This window comes from Streptomyces sp. T028 (assembly GCF_048159505.1).
GTDB lineage: Bacteria > Actinomycetota > Actinomycetes > Streptomycetales > Streptomycetaceae > Streptomyces.
The window spans coordinates 81,448-94,845 of record NZ_JBLRVZ010000047.1; the positions used below are offsets into that span (position 1 = coordinate 81,448).

12 protein-coding genes and 1 pseudogene are annotated in these 13,398 nt (G+C 71.7%); 6 read left to right on the forward strand and 7 right to left on the reverse strand.

The genetic code is table 11. The features are described from left to right. Window positions 1–8 precede the first annotated feature (8 nt). Both ACLZN2_RS38465 and ACLZN2_RS38470 read left to right on the forward strand, forming a co-directional pair. Window positions 9–770, forward strand: coding sequence for a GntR family transcriptional regulator (locus ACLZN2_RS38465; protein ID WP_416984237.1), 762 nt, complete (start codon window positions 9–11; stop codon window positions 768–770). Window positions 771–782: 12 nt separating this feature from the next. After that, entirely contained in the window at window positions 783–1,943 is a 1,161-nt protein-coding gene (locus ACLZN2_RS38470; protein WP_416984238.1) for a type ISP restriction/modification enzyme, read from the forward strand. Window position 1,944: 1 nt separating this feature from the next. Here ACLZN2_RS38470 and ACLZN2_RS38475 read toward each other — a convergent pair whose 3' ends face one another. From ACLZN2_RS38475 to ACLZN2_RS38490, 4 genes are all read right to left on the reverse strand, one after another. Next, window positions 1,945–3,039 carry a glycoside hydrolase family 26 protein gene (locus tag ACLZN2_RS38475; protein WP_416984239.1) on the reverse strand — a complete coding sequence of 365 codons (1,095 nt, stop codon included), beginning with the start codon at window positions 3,037–3,039 and terminating at the stop codon, window positions 1,945–1,947. Then, a complete protein-coding gene (locus ACLZN2_RS38480; protein WP_416984240.1) occupies window positions 3,036–4,745 on the reverse strand; it encodes a glycosyltransferase family 2 protein in 1,710 nt (569 codons plus the stop codon). The genes ACLZN2_RS38475 and ACLZN2_RS38480 overlap by 4 nt, the downstream gene beginning before the upstream one ends. A gap of 122 nt (window positions 4,746–4,867) precedes the next feature. Further along, window positions 4,868–6,877: a PQQ-binding-like beta-propeller repeat protein gene (locus ACLZN2_RS38485; RefSeq protein ID WP_416984241.1), complete on the reverse strand. Its 2,010-nt coding sequence runs from the start codon at window positions 6,875–6,877 to the stop codon at window positions 4,868–4,870. Between the two features lie 244 nt (window positions 6,878–7,121). Then, the gene (locus ACLZN2_RS38490) at window positions 7,122–7,835 is read right to left on the reverse strand and encodes a TetR/AcrR family transcriptional regulator (RefSeq protein WP_416984242.1); all 714 of its coding nucleotides are present in this window, start codon (window positions 7,833–7,835) and stop codon (window positions 7,122–7,124) included. Window positions 7,836–7,898: 63 nt separating this feature from the next. Here ACLZN2_RS38490 and ACLZN2_RS38495 point away from each other — a divergent pair, with 63 nt between their 5' ends. From ACLZN2_RS38495 to ACLZN2_RS38505, 3 genes and pseudogenes are all read left to right on the forward strand, one after another. Beyond that, window positions 7,899–8,888, forward strand: a complete 990-nt coding sequence (locus ACLZN2_RS38495) for an ATP-binding cassette domain-containing protein (protein WP_416984243.1) — start codon at window positions 7,899–7,901, stop codon at window positions 8,886–8,888. After that, window positions 8,885–9,667: an ABC transporter permease gene (locus tag ACLZN2_RS38500; RefSeq protein ID WP_416984244.1), complete on the forward strand. Its 783-nt coding sequence runs from the start codon at window positions 8,885–8,887 to the stop codon at window positions 9,665–9,667. Before ACLZN2_RS38495 ends, ACLZN2_RS38500 begins: the two co-directional genes overlap by 4 nt. A 31-nt stretch (window positions 9,668–9,698) precedes the next feature. Continuing rightward, a pseudogene (locus ACLZN2_RS38505) lies at window positions 9,699–9,837 on the forward strand (CoA transferase); the annotation flags it as partial. A gap of 38 nt (window positions 9,838–9,875) precedes the next feature. Here the strand turns inward: ACLZN2_RS38505 and ACLZN2_RS38510 are convergent. The 3 genes from ACLZN2_RS38510 to ACLZN2_RS38520 all read right to left on the reverse strand — a co-directional run bounded on the left by ACLZN2_RS38510 (window position 9,876) and on the right by ACLZN2_RS38520 (window position 11,627). Further along, a complete protein-coding gene (locus ACLZN2_RS38510; protein WP_416984245.1) occupies window positions 9,876–10,139 on the reverse strand; it encodes a hypothetical protein in 264 nt (87 codons plus the stop codon). A gap of 127 nt (window positions 10,140–10,266) precedes the next feature. Beyond that, complete coding sequence (locus tag ACLZN2_RS38515; RefSeq protein ID WP_416984250.1) at window positions 10,267–11,070, reverse strand: anti-sigma factor domain-containing protein; 804 nt, start codon at window positions 11,068–11,070, stop codon at window positions 10,267–10,269. A gap of 14 nt (window positions 11,071–11,084) precedes the next feature. Further along, window positions 11,085–11,627 (reverse strand): sigma-70 family RNA polymerase sigma factor, encoded by a 543-nt coding sequence (locus ACLZN2_RS38520; protein WP_416984246.1) that lies wholly within the window; start codon window positions 11,625–11,627, stop codon window positions 11,085–11,087. A 212-nt stretch (window positions 11,628–11,839) separates the two neighbouring features. Here ACLZN2_RS38520 and ACLZN2_RS38525 point away from each other — a divergent pair, with 212 nt between their 5' ends. Continuing rightward, on the forward strand, window positions 11,840–13,363 hold the full coding sequence (locus ACLZN2_RS38525; RefSeq protein WP_416984247.1) for a DUF4331 domain-containing protein: 1,524 nt from the start codon (window positions 11,840–11,842) through the stop codon (window positions 13,361–13,363). Window positions 13,364–13,398: the final 35 nt, after the last annotated feature.

Below are 13,398 nucleotides of genomic sequence, written 5' to 3' on the forward strand. Positions count from 1 at the left end.
GATGGCCCGTGACCTCCTTCGCCCCCGACTCGATCGTCCTCAACCGCAAGCTGCCGCTCTGGTACCAGGTGTCGCAGTCGCTGCGCGCCTCGATACTCGGCCGCTCGCCCCGCGACCCGCTGCGGCTGCCCACCGAGGAGCAGCTGGCGGAGCACTACGGGGTGAGCGTGCTGACCATGCGGCAGGCGCTGAAGGAGCTGGAGGACGAGGGCCTGATCAGTCGGCACCGGCGCCGCGGCACGTTCATCGAGCCGGGCGTGCGGCGGGGTACGCCGGTGCGGCTGCTGGGCTCGGTCGACGCGATCGTGGCACAGCAGTCCGGCATGGTGACGCGGCTCCTCGGCCACGGGCGGGCCCCGGTGCCGGCCGAACTCGCCGAGTACTTCCCGGACGTGGCCGAGGTGGCGACGTACCACCGGCTGCGCGCCGACGAGAAGACGGGCGAGCCGACCAACCACGCCCGCAACTACGTGCGTCCCGAGATCGCCGCCCTGATCGACCCGGACGACCTGGTGCGCCGGCCGATGACCAAGGTGCTCAGGGACGTCGTGGGCGCGGACATCGGCCGGATCACGGACACGGTCGAGGCCCGGCTCGCGGACCCGGAGACCGCGCAGCTGCTCCAAGTGCCGCTGCTCAGCCCGATCCTGCACTACACGGGTGTCATCCACGACAGCGGCGGACGGGTCCTCGACGCGGCCGTCATCCACTACCGGGGGGACCGTTTCTCCTTCACGGTCACCCTCGACGCGAACCTCGACGCGACCTGAGCACCACGTACCATGCCCAGCGTGACGCACGACGACGCTCCGCCGCTGGCGGACCTCATGCCGTGGTCCGTCGCACCGCCGCGGCTCGGCCGGGGGTGGCCGACGGCCCCCGACCCGGCATCCCTGAAGGCCCGCTGGGACACCCTGGTGAAGGCCGAGGGCCCGGAGCGCGAGGCCCTGTTGGAGCCGACGCGCTCCCGCACCCTGCACACGGCGGTCGGCCAGTTGCCGGGCCGCTCGGGCGGCACCGAGCGGCTGGTCCGCGCGTCCGGCCCCTGCCCGGAACCCGTACGGGTGCTGGCCGCGCCCTTCGACGAGCAGTGGCTGATCCCCGACCACCGGCTGATCGACGCGGCCCGCCCCGAGCTGTGGCGGGTGGCGGACGAACGGCAGGTGTTCGTGGTGGAGACCCCGGAGACGCCGAAGGTGCCGCTCCTCGCCACCTCCCTGCTGCCCCTGCTGCGGCCCGGCCGCGTCCGCCCGCTGTACCGGCGGCCGGGGGGCGAGGAGCCGAATCTGGCGCCGGGCCTCCTGGAGCACCTGGCCCGGCTGGGCCACTCCCCCGATCCGGTGGACTTCCTGGCCTGGACCCTGACGGCCGTCCGCCCCGATCTCACCGTCCCGCTCACCCGGGACCCCGAACTGTGGGCCCGGGGCGTCGAGTCGGGCCGGCGTGCGCTGTGGCTGCTCCGGCGGCACGGCGAGCGCCCCAAGCTGCCCGGCGGCCGCCGCCCCTATGTCCGCGCCCCGCTCCCGGCCCACCCGCTGACCCTCCTCTACGACCGCGAGGAGGAGACCCTCCACCTCGACGAAGGCCGGATCTCGCCCGTCCCGCCGGAGGCCTGGGACTTCGAGACGGGCGCGGGGACACGGGTCCTGGAGCAGTGGTTCACCGCACGGACCGCCGAGGACGCCGAGCCGGGCACCCTGGCGGCGATCCGCCCGCCGTCCTGGCAGCAGACATGGACGTCCGAACTCCTGGAGCTGATCACGGTGTTGGCGCTGCTGGCCGAAGTCCTCGCCCAGCAGCGGGAGTTGACGGTCACGGACCCGGTCACGGGCACGGAACTCCGGGCCGCGGGCGTCCTGCCGGTCCCGGACTCCGCCCGTCGGCCCGCCTCCGTGCTGGACCATCAGGAGGAGGGCCCGGAGGGGCAGTTCGCGCTGCTCTGACTCACGTACGGGTGCGCGGTACGGCACCCGGAGACCATGGCGTGCGGTAGCGCGGCGCCGACACCCCCGCCGCGAAGGCGCGGACGCTCGCGGCGGAGGTGGTGACCCGCCAGTCGATCACCCGTACCGCCTCGTACCAGATCACGCCGATGATCCGCGGGTGGCGGGGCAGTGAGCGGAACATGTCGGCGATCCACTCCGCCTTGCGGCCCGCCGCATCCGTGGCCCCCACCTCGGTGATGACCAGGGGCTTGGCGGTGAGCCGGCGCAGCCGTTTCTCCGAAGCGGTGAAGATCCGGTCGAAGGACTGGTAGTTCTCCAGGCCCACGGTGGCGTAGTAGCCGGACAGTCCCACCCAGTCCACGTACGCGTCTCCGGGGTAGAGCTCCTCGAACGGGGTGGCGTTCTCGTAGTGGACGTTGGGGCTCCACACCCAGACCGCGTTGTCGGCGCCGGCCTGCTGGAAGAGGCGGTGCACATGCCGCCAGGCCCGCACGTACTCGCCGGGCCTGTTGCCGTTGGACTCCTCGCACCAGGGGTACCAGTAGCCGTTCATCTCGTGGGCGAAGCGGATCCCGACCGGGTAGTCGAGGGAGGCGATGCCCTTCGCCCAGGCGCGGATGTACGGGTCGAAGGCGCCGTCGAGGATCCGGGAGAGCCGGTAGCGGGGCTGCTCGCCACGGAGTTCCTCCTCGTCCGGTTCGGCCCGGTGGTCCCAGGGCTCCCAGGCCAGCAGGGGCATCATGCCGCGCCGGGCCACGTCGTCGACGGGGTCGGCGTCGAAGGAGTCGTTCGCCCAGTCCAGGGAGAACTCGTAGACCTGCGGCAGGTGTCCGGTGGCGCGGGTGAAGCGGGCCGCCTCGGTGAGGTCGTGGACGCCCGCGTCGGTCATGATGCCGACGAAGGCGTCCCCGGGAGCGGGGAACGTGCCCCGGCTGCCCTCGTGGACGGGGTGGGTGGGCGGCAGCGCCGCGTCGATCGCGGCCGTGCGGCGTCGTTCCCGCTCGCCCGCGAGATGCGGCCCGACGACGAAGACGTACCCGCCGAGCAGGGTGGCGAGGACGACGGCGAGCACCCGGGGGACCGTGAGCCTCACCGCGCCTCCCGTGCCGCCGCCAGCAGGGGCGGCAGCAGTCCGGTCAGCAGCGCCAGCACCGCCCACAGGCGGGGCGCCGGGTTGGTGTGGCCGAGGACGTAACTGGCCGCCAGCGGGGCCGCCATGAGGGCCGCCCAGAGCAGATGGAGCCGGAAGGTGCGCGGCGAGTCGGGGCTGCGCAGCTCGCCCTTGGCGGTGACCGCGTAGCCGAGGGGGCGGCGCAGCAGCGCGGAGACAGCGGCCGACACGTAGACCGGGCCGGCGAACAGGGCCAGGACGAAACCCCGGACGCCGAGTTCGCGCCGCTCGTGCTCGGCGAGGTTGAAGCGGCGCAGCCAGCACCACAGCCACAGCCAGCTGCCCATCCCGGCCGACCACAGGCCCAGCCAGGTCGGCCCTTCGAGGCCGGCGGTCATGACCCCGAGCAGCAGGGCGAGGGCGGTGGCGAGGGTACCGAGGAGGAGGGTCGCGGCGACGCTCGGGTAGTAGAACTGGACCAGGGTGTAGAGCAGCCGCTGGCGGCACCGGAGCCGGATGCCCTCGGTGAGGCGGCGGTTGAGCTTGATCTCCCAGACACCGTAGGCCCAGCGCTTCTGCTGGTTGAAGTAGTCGGTCCAGCTGGTGGGGCCCTCGCCGACGGCGATCACGTCCGGGGTGTAGACGCCCTTCCAGCGGTTGCCGGTGGCCGGGTTCACGGTGCCCTGGACGCGCATGCTGGTCAGATGGTCCTCGATGATCGAGTCCTGGTAGCCGCCGATGCTCCGCCAGGCCGTCGCCCGGTACAGGTGGTTGGTGCCGATGAGCAGGGGCGCGTCGAGTCCGTTGCCGCCACGCTCGACGACCCCGCTGAACAGGTACTGCTGGACGGAGGCGCCGTGCGCGATCCAGTTGTCGTCCATGTTCCCGTACACCTGGGGCGCGACGACGAACGCGACGTCGGGGTCGTGGAAGTAGCCGAGGGAGCGCTCCAGGAAGCAGGGCAGGGGGACGTGGTCGGGGTCCATCTGGGCGATCACGTCGTAGCCGCGCTCGTGCTCGGCACGCCACGCGTTGTGGTTCCCGGCCTTGGTCCGGGTCCGGAAGATGCCCCAGGGCCGGTGGTACTCGGGGCGCCCCTTGCGGGTGAAGTGCCGTACGCCGAGCCGGGCGGCCAGGGCGCGTACGGCGGGGTCATCGCCCTCGTCCAGGATCCACACGTCGACGCCGCCGCCGTAGTAGGTCACCTGGCGCATGGCCCGCAGGGTGCGCTCCACCACGTCGAGGGGTTCCTTGGCGGGCACGATGGTGGTCAGCATCGCCACCCTGAGTCCCACGGGCGGGGTGAGCGGCACCGGGTCGCGGGCGTGCCAGGCGAACGTCCAGACGGCGAAGACCTGCACCACCTTGACGAGTTCGATGGCGACGACCACGCAGAAGGCGAGCCGGGCGAGGATCAGCCGCCAGTCGCCGAGCGCGGAGGCACCGCCGCCGGGCACGTGCCGGGGCAGCAGCAGCCATCCGGCGAGAGCGAGACCGCTGCACGCGGTGAGCAGCGCCAGGGCGGTGAGGACGACCCGCTGCGAGACGCTCAGGACGGAACGGAACCGGACCTCCTGCGGCCCGCCGCCCCCGGGCACCGACAGGGGCCCGGTGATCCGGGCACAGCGCCGGTACGACTCCCGCGCCCCCGTCTGCGCCCCCGCCTCCGCGATCCCGGACACCGGCATCGCACCTCCCCCACGAAGAACTCCGGCCGTACGCCACGCACCGCTTCAGACTCGCGCCGCAGTCGGCTGGTTTCCGGCCACCGGGGGCGCGCGGAGGTGCGGCGGAGCGCGCGGGCGGAACATCAGGCGCGCACGGCGTAGAGCCTGCTGTCCGCGCCCCCGAAGTACACGGCGTCGGCGGTGGCCGTGGGCGGGCCGACCTCCGCGCCGGCGGTGAAGGTCCACCGCCGCTCACCGCTGTCGGCGTCGACGGCGTACAGCCGCTGATCACTGCTGCCCGCGTATACGACCCCGTCGGCGACGGCGGGCGCGCCGACGTCCCCGTCCGTGGTGAGCGACCACCGCTTCTCCCCCGTCTCGGCGTCCCAGGCGCGCAGGTCGCGCCCGCTGCCGCAGTAGACGGTCCCCCGCGCCACGAGCGGACCGGCCTTGGCGGAGACCCCCTTGGCCCGCCACGCCTCCTGCCCGCCCGAGACCCGGACGGCGTACAGGTTCTGGTCGGTGCTCCCGAAGTAGACGAGCCCTCCCGTCACCACGGGGAACCACGAGACGGCACCCGCCGTGGTGAACCTCCAGCGCTCCTTGCCGGTGGCCGCGTCGACGGCGTAGAGGCTGGTGTCGCTGCACCCCACGTAGACGGTCTCGCCGGCGACCGTCGGCGAGTGGGTGTCGTGGCCGGTCCTGAACCGCCACAGCCGGCTCCCGTCCGAGACATCGACGGCGTACAGGTGGCCGTCCGAGCTGCCGATGTACGCCACCCCTCCCGTCACCACCGGCGAGTGCACGATCCCGCCCGTCCGGAACGCCCAGCGCTTCCTGCCCGACCGGGCGTCGAGCGCGTACAGCCCGCCGTCGTCACTGCCGAGATAGGCGACCCCGCCGAGCACCCAGGGCGCCGAGCCCAGCGCCGCACCGGTCGTGTACGACCATCTCCGCTTCCCCGACGCCACGTCCACGGCGTACAGCGTGCCGTCGTTGCTCGCCGCGTACACCAGGTCCCCGGCGACCCTCGGATGGTTGACCAGCACCCCGGTGACCGGGAACCGCCACAGCCGGGTGCCCGCCTGCGCCGGGGGATCGTCGTCGAGCAGCCGCCACCCGGTGAAGCCGAGGGTGGCGGAGGCGGTGATTCCGGAGACGGTGAGGAGGAGGCGACGGCGGGTGGGGGCGGGGGACGGTGAGGGAGGGGCGGGGCCGAATCCGGGGCCGGGGGCCGTGGTCGGCAGGTGGGGAAGACCGCGCGGGGCGGACGCCTCGACGGCATCCGGGTCCCGCCCGCCCCTTCCCGCACCCCGTACCAGGATGTTCCGTGGATCGCCGGTACGGACGGGGGGCGTTGCCCCGAGGGCGGCCGCGACCTCGGCGAGCCCGGGACGCCGTGCCGCCTCCTTGGCGAGGCAGGCGGCGACGGTCCCGAGCAACCGGTCCGGGACCGCTTCGAGATACGGCTCCTCGTGGATGATGCGGTACAGCAGCACGTCGGGAGGGGCCTCGCCGAAGGGCCCGGTGCCGGTGGACGCGAAGACGAGGACGGCGCCGAGCGCGAAGACGTCGGTGGCGGTGCCGGTGCCCTCCCCGCGGATCTGCTCCGGTGCCATGTACCCCGGGGAGCCCATGGTGGTCCCGGTGTGGGTCAGCGCGCTGGCGTCGGTCACCTTGGAGATGCCGAAGTCGATGACGCGCGGCCCGTCGGACGCCAGCAGGACATTGCCCGGCTTGAGATCGCGGTGCACCACGCCGGCCGCGTGGATGGCGCCGAGCGCCTGCACGAGCCCGAGCCCGAGCTCACACACCACTCCTTCGGCGAGCGGCCCCCCACCCCGCACGGCCTCCGTCAACGAGGGCCCGGGAATGTAGGCGGTGGCCAGCCAGGGCGGACTGCCGTGCGGATCCGCGTCGACGACCCCGGCGGTGAAGGGCCCGGAGACACACCGGGACGCCTCGACCTCACGTGCGAACCGCTTGCGAAAGGCGGGATCCCTGGCCAGCTCGGGCTGAATGACCTTGAGCGCGACCTGCTCGTCCGTCTCCGACCGGGCCAGATAGACCCGCCCCATACCCCCACTACCGAGCCGCGCCAGAATCCGGTACCGCCCGATCCGCCCGGGATCCTCCGCCGCCAGGGCTTCCAACCGCCCACCCCCTCAACTCCACGCGGCTAGGAGCCTTCCCTACCTGACTTGTCAGCACACGGAGGGCGAAATACCCGTTTTTAGGGGCGGGGGGAACTGCGCGTTTCCGGGGGCGCGGGGAACTGCGCGTCTTTCAGGGGCGCGGGGAACTGCGCATCTTTCAGGGGCGCGGGGCTGTATCGATTTGCGGCTCCGCCGCGTGGGCGCGAACAACCACAACGAACCCGCACCCCGCAAACGCCCCTCACCCCCGCGGAGCAAACGCATCCAGCACCCTCTCCACCGCAAACCCGAAAACCGCCTCCAGATCAATCGGCCCCGGATCCTCCATGAACGCCGCGGCCATCCGCGGATACGCCCCGCTCGCCACCTGACTCCCCAGATAGCCGATCCGCGCCGCGTTCTCCTCCTCCTCCGACCACGGCAACGACCGCACCCGCTCGGCGGTGGCCAGCTCGTTGGCGACGTACATGGTCACCACCCCGTTGAGCATCCCGATGAGCTGCATCTTCACGCCGTACGTCGTCTCCAGCGGATCCAGGCAGGCCAGACAGCGCTCCAGATACCGCAGCGCGTGAGGGCTGAACCCGTACACCGGCGACATGAGCCTCGGCAGCCAGGGGTGCCGATGCATGAGCGCCCGCGTGTCACGGGCGACCCTCCGCATGTCGGCCCGCCAGTCCCCGCCCGGCTCCCACTCCTCGTGCTCACCGCTGACCGCGTCCACCATCAGCTCGTACAGGTCCTCCTTACGGGGGACGTAGTTGTACAGCGACATGGTCCCGCAGCCCAACGCGGCGGCGACATGCCGCATGGAGACCGCGTCGAGGCCGCCCTCGTCGGCGATCCGCACCGCCGCCGCGGCGATGTCGGCGCGGGTGTACGCGGGCCTCGGCCCCCTGCCCGTCCGCTCGGGACGGGCCCAGATCACTTCGGGTACGGCCGCTCGGCCCGCCATCGATCATCACCTCGCCCATTATCGTAGTTACGTACACCGTACGTAGTGCGCTATGGTCAACCCATGACTACTACGTACGGTGTACTTAGTGAAGGTCTGGAAAAGCGGTTCGGCGAGGTGCGTGCCCTGCGGGGCCTGGACCTGGCCGTGCCGCGGGGGACCGTCTGCGGGATCCTCGGGCCGAACGGGGCGGGCAAGACGACCGCGGTACGGCTGCTGGCCACGCTGCTGCGCCCGGACGCGGGGTCGGCGAGGGTCGCGGGCCACGACCTGGTCCGGGAGGCGCCGGCCGTACGCCGCGCGATCGGCGTCACGGGTCAGTACGCGTCGGTCGACGGGGACCTCACCGGCCGTCAGAACCTCCGCCTCTTCGCCCGGCTGCACCGGGTGCGCGGTCCGGCCGCCCGCGCCGACGACCTCCTCGCCCGCTTCGGCCTCGCCGAGGCCGCCGACCGTGCCGCCTCGACGTACTCGGGCGGCATGCGCCGGCGGCTCGACCTCGCCGCGAGCCTGATCCGCCGCCCGGCGGTCCTGTTCCTGGACGAGCCGACCACGGGCCTCGACCCGGCCTCCCGCAACGACATCTGGGACGCCGTCCGCGAGTTGAGGCAGGACGGCACCACGGTCCTGCTGACCACCCAGTACCTGGAGGAGGCGGACCGGCTCGCCGACGACATCGCCCTGGTGGAGCGGGGCCGGGTGGCCGAGACCGGATCCCCCGCCCAGCTCAAGGCGCTCATCGGCTCCTACGCCGAGGTGGTCGTCGCCGACCGGGGGGCGCTGGCGAAGGCCGCGGCCGTCCTCGACCGGCTCACCGGCGCCGAACCGTCCTTCGACCACGACCGGGGCGCCGTCGGAGCGGTCACCCGCGACACCACGCTCACCCTCCCCCGACTGGTCCGCGAACTCGACGCGGCGGGCGTGCCGTTGCTCGACGCGAGCCTGAAACCACCCACCCTCGACGACGTGTTCCTCCGCCTGACCGGCGACAACTCGGACAGCGGCGACGGCGGCGCCAAGGGCGACGGCGGCGACAAGGAGACGGCGGCATGAGCGCACTGGCGTACGACGGCACAGCCATGCTGGGCCGGCAGCTCCTGCGGATCCGCAACAACCCGGCGCTCGTGGTCCTGACCCAGACCATGCCGATCACCATGCTGCTGTTCTTCGGGTACGTGTTCGGCAGCGCGCTGGCGATGCCCGGCACCGAGTACCGCTCGTTCCTGGTGCCGGGTCTGCTGGTGGCGACGGCGGCCAACGGGATCATGACCGGGATGTTCCAGGCGGCGCAGGACGTCCACCGGGGTGTGACGGACCGGCTGCGCGCCCTGCCGATCAGCCGGGCGGCGGTGCCGCTGGGACAGGCGGCGGCCGACGTGGTGGTCACCGCGGCGGGGACGGTGCCCTTCCTGCTGGTGGGGCTCGCGGTCGGCTGGCGCGTGGAGGGGTCGGTGGCGGGGGCCGTCGGCGCGGTGGGTCTGTTGCTGCTGTTCCGCCTCGCGTGCACCTGGGCCGGGATCTTCCTCGGGCTGGCCTCCCGCAGCGAGGAGGCGGCCGGCCAGCTCGGCAGCGCCACGTTCATGCTGCCGCTGCTGTCCAACGCCTACATCCCCACGGACAACCTGCCGGGCTGGCTGCGCACGCTCGCCGAGTGGAACCCGATCAGCGCGGTGACGACGGCTTTGCGGGACCTGTTCGGCAACGCGCCCGTCCCCGAGGGTGCCGCCTGGCCGGTGGCACACCCGGTCGTGGGCTCGCTGGTCTGGTGCGCGGTCCTGATCGCGGGGTTCGCGCCGCTTGCCGTACGGCGCTACGCGCACCCTCGTGCATGACGAACCTGTGAACCGGGAGGTGCCCCCATCACTGTCACTGCCGGGCGGGTCGGAGGCGAGGATGGATGGGGGACGTGCCCGCGCTCGGGGAGCACACCGAGGCGCTGCCGCCTGCCGTGGGGATGACGGACGACGAGACCGCAGCGCTGTGCCGGGACGGTGTGGCGGCCCAGGACCTGATCGGCCGGGCAGGTCCTCGGCGCGGGGCTCAGTGCTTGCGGCCGCCGAACAGCGAGCGGCGCAGTCGGCGCAGGGGCGCGAACAGCGAGACGCGGGCCGTCCTGTTGCGGGCGTGAGCGGGTTCGCGTGCGGTCAGTTCCAGCATGAGCGAGGTCGCCTCGACCGTCTCCCGTTGCGGTATGGCGGGGCCACCCAGCACCGAGAGATGGCGGTCGAGCCGCGAACTGGTCGCACTGCTCCCGCAGGTGATCGCAGGGACCCTCGCCCTGCTGCGCATCGTTATCTGTTCCATGTCACTCCCCACCCGTAACGAGTCCACCCGGCCCGGGCAGGGTAACCCTATCGCTCCATCCGGGCACGCGTGTATCGAGCTCTCAGGAATCACCTTCCCCGCAAGGGGGTTGACGTACTCTTTTCGATCACTCTCCGAATCCAACCGATTTCAGGGTGAGTTGGACAATAGGCTGGCTGGTGGGCTGAGCTGAGCCTCCGTCGGGCTCGACGGTCACAGCCAGTGAGGTCGAGGTCTTGTCGAGACCGGTCGCGACCAAGGGCGTGTCGCCGTCGAAGAGCCCGAGGGAGCGCGGTTGCACGTTGGGGCGCATGAGCCAGAGCTGGTGCACCTGTCCGCCGGACAGGTTCCCGTATCCGCTCAAGGTGACGATCGCCTCGCCCTCGGATGCGGAAGCGATTACTCCGATACTGCGGCCCTTGGCGTCCGTACCCGTGTTCGCCCGCGCGTCCGGAGCTGCGAGAACGTGGGCGATCTCACGTGCCTGGGCGCGTTCCGCGTTCAGCTGGTCCTGGGTGTGGTTGGCCTGGACGGCGAAGAGCGAGGCGACGACGAGGGCCGCGGCGGCGGTGGCCGTGGCGAACGGCACGAACAGGGGTCGGCGCGCGCGGGGCGCACGGGAGCGTCCCGGCGGTGACGGCGTGCCCCAGACGTGTGGGGGCAGTTGGGGCTCGTACTCCCGCACCGGCGCACGCCCCGGCTCCTGCGGGGTGGCGCGCACGGCGGCCAGCACCCGGTCGCGCATCGCGGCCGGCGGAGGCGCCGACTGGGACCAGGCGAGCCGGACGGCGTCCTCGGCCAGCGCCCGCACCTCGGCGGCGCAGCGGTCGCAGGTGGCGAGATGCTTCTCGAAGCGGCGGCGCTCGTCTGGCTCGAGGGCGTCCAGGGCGTAGGGCGCGGCCAGCGAGTGCAGGTCCCCCCGGCCGAACATCTTTCCGAACACGCTCACGCGGCCCCTCCCAGACAGTCCCTCAGCCGCGTGAGTCCGTCGCGCATCCGGGTCTTGACAGTGCCCAGCGGCAGCTTCAGCCGCTCGGCGACCTCTCGGTATGTGTAGCCGTCGTAGTAGGCGAGGGTGACGGACTGCCGCTGGAGGTTCGTCAGCCGGTCCAGGCAGCGGCGCACCAACTGGCGTTCGAGGCCCGCCTCCACCTCCTCCGTCACCTGGTCGAAGGCCGGGTCGTGGTAGCGCCGGCCCTCGCGCTGCTCGCGGTCGGAGGCGGCGCGGGCGCTGCGCACCCGGTCGACGGCGCGCCGGTGGGCGAGCGTGAGGATCCAGGACAGGGCGCTGCCCCGGCCGGGGTCGTAGCGGGCCGCGGAGCGCCAGGCCTCCAGGAGCACCTCCTGGGCGACCTCCTCCGACTGCGCGGGGTCGCGCACGACCCGGCGCACAAGCCCGAACACCGGCCCGGACACGAGTCCGTACAACTGCTCGAATGCCCTCTGGTCCCCGCCAGCGACGAGCACCAGCAGCTCGTCCGCCTCCATCCGGTCCCCCTCTCCACGGCCGCACCCGGGCCGTCCCGTCACACCAGGCATTCGCAACGGACACACCTCCGGATGGGGTACGGATCCGAGCGGCCGAAACGCGGGTCGGGCAACGAAAAAAAGTTTTTTGTTTTTGACCAATCCGATCGGCCGTTTGCTCCGTATCACTGTCCGTCAGGCAAGTTGGCACAGAGGACGGACGGCAGGACGGCATGACTGCAGCTATCTCCAACAGCGGCTCGGGGCGCAAGGGCGTCGCGACTCTCATCTGTGGGGCGCTCGCCGCCGGGGGGCTCACTGCCGCCGGCGTCGCCGCTCTCGCCCCGGGGGCGGCTCAGGCCTCCAGCCACCGCGAGGCCCCCCTCATCTCGGGGACCCCTCAGTACGACAACACCGACTTCTACGCGTTCGTCAGCCCGGACCACCCGGACACGACGACGATCATCGCGAACGTGATCCCGTTCGAGGAGCCCGGTGGCGGCCCGAACTTCTACCAGTTCGCCGAGGACGCCCAGTACGACATCCGCATCGACAACAACGGCGACGCCAAGGAGGAGCTGGTCTTCCGCTACACGTTCAAGACGAACGTGAAGAACCGGAAGTCCTTCCTCTACAACACCGGTGTGGTCGAGAGCCTGGACGACCCCGACCTGAACGTCACCCAGACCTACGACCTGACCCTGATCAAGGAGAAGAACGGCAAGGTCGAGCACGAGACCAAGCTCGCGGACGATGTGCCGGTGGCGCCGTCCAACGTGGGCAAGGCCTCGATGCCGAAGTACTCCAAGCTGCGCGACCAGGCGATCTACAAGCTGTCCAACGGCGCCAAGACGTTCGCCGGCCAGGCCGACGACCCGTTCTTCGCCGACCTGCGCGTCTTCGACCTGCTGTACGGCGGTGACTTCTCCGAGACCGGCCGGGACACCCTCAAGGGCTACAACGTCAACACGATCGCCCTTCAGGTGCCGAACGACCTGATCACCGAGTCGGAGAAGCAGCCGATCGTCGGTATGTGGTCGACCATCCAGCGCGAGAACTCGCAGGGCTACTACGAGCAGGTCTCCCGCCTCGGCAGCCCGCTGGTCAACGAGGTCGTCAACCCGATCAAGGACAAGGACAAGTTCAACGCGTCCAAGCCGAAGGACGACGCCCAGTTCCTGAAGAACGTCACCAACCCCGAGCTGCCCAAGCTCATCGAGGCGATCTTCAAGGTCAAGGCCCCGGCTGAGCCGCGCAACGACCTGGTCGACGTGTTCCTCAAGGGCGTCAAGGACCTCAACCAGCCGCCGTACGTGACGCCGTCCGAGGAGCTGCGCCTCAACACCTCCATCGAGCCGGCGAAGGACCCCAAGCGGCTCGGTGTCCTCGACGGCGACACCGCGGGCTTCCCGAACGGACGCCGCCTCACCGACGACGTGATCGACGCCTCGCTCCAGGTCGTCGAGGGCGAGCTGCTCGGTGCCAAGAACGACCTCGGTGACGCGGTCGACAAGAACGACAAGAAGTTCGAGAACTACTTCCCGTACGTCGCCCTGCCGACCGCCGGTTCGCGCGGCAAGACCGTGAAGAGCGGCGCCGACACCAAGAGCGCCCTCGGTGACGGCCTGGCCACCACCTCCGAGAACACCCCGCTGATCGCCGCGTCCGCGGGCGCCGGCGCCGCGGGCATCCTCCTCATCGGCGGTGCCCTGATGTGGTGGCGCCGGATGCAGCGTCCGTCGTACCGCCGCCACTGAGGCACCGGCCGGACCCATCACCCGGCGGGCCGGGG

What these genes read in the sequence shown, in the direction of transcription:
- ACLZN2_RS38470 (WP_416984238.1), top strand. Translation starts at nt 783, where the DNA reads ATGCCCAGCGTGACGCACGACGACGCTCCGCCGCTGGCGGACCTCATG.
- ACLZN2_RS38480 (WP_416984240.1), bottom strand. Translation starts at nt 4,745, where the DNA reads ATGCCGGTGTCCGGGATCGCGGAGGCGGGGGCGCAGACGGGGGCGCGG.
- ACLZN2_RS38490 (WP_416984242.1), bottom strand. Translation starts at nt 7,835, where the DNA reads ATGGCGGGCCGAGCGGCCGTACCCGAAGTGATCTGGGCCCGTCCCGAG.
- ACLZN2_RS38495 (WP_416984243.1), top strand. Translation starts at nt 7,899, where the DNA reads ATGACTACTACGTACGGTGTACTTAGTGAAGGTCTGGAAAAGCGGTTC.
- ACLZN2_RS38500 (WP_416984244.1), top strand. Translation starts at nt 8,885, where the DNA reads ATGAGCGCACTGGCGTACGACGGCACAGCCATGCTGGGCCGGCAGCTC.
- ACLZN2_RS38510 (WP_416984245.1), bottom strand. Translation starts at nt 10,139, where the DNA reads ATGGAACAGATAACGATGCGCAGCAGGGCGAGGGTCCCTGCGATCACC.
- ACLZN2_RS38515 (WP_416984250.1), bottom strand. Translation starts at nt 11,070, where the DNA reads ATGTTCGGCCGGGGGGACCTGCACTCGCTGGCCGCGCCCTACGCCCTG.
- ACLZN2_RS38520 (WP_416984246.1), bottom strand. Translation starts at nt 11,627, where the DNA reads ATGGAGGCGGACGAGCTGCTGGTGCTCGTCGCTGGCGGGGACCAGAGG.
- ACLZN2_RS38525 (WP_416984247.1), top strand. Translation starts at nt 11,840, where the DNA reads ATGACTGCAGCTATCTCCAACAGCGGCTCGGGGCGCAAGGGCGTCGCG.